Origin of the sequence: Bartonella sp. AP58NXGY (assembly GCF_042195785.1) — a bacterium.
Lineage (GTDB): Bacteria > Pseudomonadota > Alphaproteobacteria > Rhizobiales > Rhizobiaceae > Bartonella.
On the sequence record NZ_JBHIOY010000039.1, the window covers coordinates 1 to 2,802 of the forward strand.

Here is a 2,802-nt window from a genome sequence, read left to right on the forward strand (position 1 = left end):
GTGTTGGTTTGGATATTTAAGTTTCCACCAGCTTGAATAAAGCCTGCTTTGTTAACAAGGGAAAGGCTTTTTCCGCTGCCATCTGCATTGGTGAAAGATAAATCACCTTCTGCCATTATAGTGCCAAAATCATTGAGCAAAGCCCCATCAACTTGTAAAGCACCATTGCCCTTCACATAAATTAAGCCCGTTTTGTTGTTGGTCACATTGCCCGTCACGCTAAAGACTAAATCCTGCCCCGATGCCAATTGACCGCTATTTCTAAGCTCCCCCGTTTTGATCACGAAATCTCGTGCTGCTAAAACAGACGTTGTCTCATCAACCATAACGCTTGGAGCAATAAAGAGAATATCTCCAGTCCCACCGCCATCTCTTACGGCTTGTAGCCGCGCATTGTGAATATCAAGGGCATTGGTGCTTTGAAAGTCTAAACCGCCATAAGTCAATTTACTGTCCGAGACATCAATATGATCTGCAATTAAATACAGCGTTTGCGGCGTGTAAATATGAGAACGATTATTGCTTAAATCGAGAGTGTTTGCTGTCAATCTCACATCCCCCTCAGCAGACAACACATTCTCAACACTGATCTCTCCTGATACCGATGTCAATGTTGCACTGCCATAGCCTATGACCTGATCATAATAGATGTCGTTGCCTGCAAAAATTTCAATATTGCCACCACTGGCAATCTGACCAACCTTCACCCCTTCTTTTGCTGTAATCAAAAGAAAGCCCTTTTCATCTAAAACAAGATCCCCTGAACCGCCCGTAGAAACGACACCTGTCATCAGTGTGCCTGCATCAAGGCTGCCAACCTTTAAAACAGCTTCTTCACCCGTCATCAGCGAAGAAAAGTCAACCGCCCCGCCCTCAATATTTGCCTTGCCATAGGCTAAAAGTTGCCCAAAATGAACGGGAGCATTTGTTGCTGGTTGTGCTTGAATGGCAACATTTTGATGCGACAGAATTGTTTGAGAAACAGATAGCCCATTATGAGAAACCAGGGTGATATCTCCTGCTCCATAAACACTTTCAGCAACAATCGCCCCTTGACTGCTCTGGAGATCAACATCCCCTTGGGTGCCAAGAACAACAACACCAGCAGCACCCGTTGCCGCCATATCAACCCCACCGGCTAAAAAATGAGCTTGTATATCACCACCGGCATGCGCCTTGAGATTCCCTTGCGCTAAAACAATCCCCTCAAGCTTCAAGTTTCCGCCCGATTCAAGAGCCATATCAGCGCCTGCCCCTAGCCCTGAAACTTGAAGTGTCTGGCGCGAAGAAAGCTCCATATTGCCCCCAGAGGTTGCCTTACCGGCAATCGATAAAAGCCCATCCTGCGCCTCTATCTTCAAATGACCATCAGCGCCAACCGTTTCTAACGTCACATCCTTATGTGCGGCAATATCAATATGCTTTTTCGAGGTGATGTGTTTTGCCAATATGCTCTGGCTTTTCGATTTGAGGACAACACCCCCATGACCAAAAACATTTTTCAACGAGATTTTCCCATCAGCAGAAAGATGCAACTGCCCCGCATTGGCTGCCATATCATGGCGCATGCGAACCCCAACACCTTTTTCTGTTGCCACAAGTTTTATTCTGTCCGCCTGTAGAGCCCCCAAAGCAGAACCATCTATCGCATATTCCGGTTTACCAGTAATATCGGTCAGTTCTTTCATTTCCCGTGAAGCATAATCAAAGTGACCTGTCCCTGCTGTCACACCAATTTCTCTGCCCGCAACAGCTCCTTCAAAATGCACTGTGCGTGAGACAATATCGACAATATCAACCGCTCCTTGACCAGAGAAAAAATTGGCTCCCTTGACGCCAAAGGTAATATCCCCACCTCGCACCTCAAAGCCTTTCAAAAAACCGCTCGCATCAATTTCGGGAACACCTGTGGTTAAGGTCGCATGGGGCGTATTGATAAAGCCACAACCATCACAGCTTATCCCATTGGGATTGGCTATAATCACATCGGCTGGGCTCCCAAAAACCTCTCCTGGACCATGAAGCGCACTGCGCTTGCTGCTGGTCACTTCATTTAAAATCACTTTCGCCGAACCCGTGAGGCGCAAATGCGGATTGCCCGGCATAATGCCCCCCAACTGCGATTGCCCCACTTCTTGCGCATGATTGTTCCAAATCACACCCGGATTTCCAATATTAAAATCGTTATATTTATTGTGCGATAAGCCCTTGCCATTGGGGGTAACAATATCAATCGAGGGAACCCCATTGGGCGCTGCCACTATATCTGGACGATGGGCGGCATTCGCGTTAGGATCCACAGTAATTTGCGCCTGTAACGCTGAAGGGGCTAACAAACAAGAAAAACCAAGTCCCCCAAATAAAACCTTTTTGAGCATCGTACTGGAGACCAAAACACCTAATAAAGCTGCTCTTTCTGCTCTCTTCTCATATCTCATACGTTAACTCCCCAATAAAAAATGCTTAAAGTTCCATTGTTAATGTCATAAAAAATGTTCCTGATTTTTTGTGCTTAACTGTGCTCCAAAAAATACTAGAATAACTGGCATCAAGAGAGACCATGCCTCCCGCAAGCTTGACACCTGCTGTCCAACCGGCAAGCTGGTCACTCTTAATCCCATAAAAAGCTTGCGAAAACACACGCCCATAATCCAAACCAACATAAGGGCGAAGTTCACCAAAAACCTTTTTGAAGGTCGCGTGATTGCTCCACGGAATGGTGCGTAGCAACAAATCATTCCGGCTAAAAAAACCGTTATTGCCAAAAAGCAAACTCTCACGCGTGCCACGAACATTGGAAGC

2 protein-coding genes are annotated in these 2,802 nt (G+C 46.3%); both read right to left on the reverse strand.

The annotated features are described in order from the left end of the window. Window positions 1-2,438 (reverse strand): filamentous hemagglutinin N-terminal domain-containing protein (locus tag ACFINC_RS09075; protein ID WP_375616997.1); only part of this gene is annotated, 2,438 nt, incomplete at its 3' end. Window positions 2,439-2,463: 25 nt separating this feature from the next. Beyond that, window positions 2,464-2,802, reverse strand: a 339-nt coding sequence (locus ACFINC_RS09080; protein WP_375616998.1) for a ShlB/FhaC/HecB family hemolysin secretion/activation protein, incomplete at its 5' end; no start/stop codon positions are given.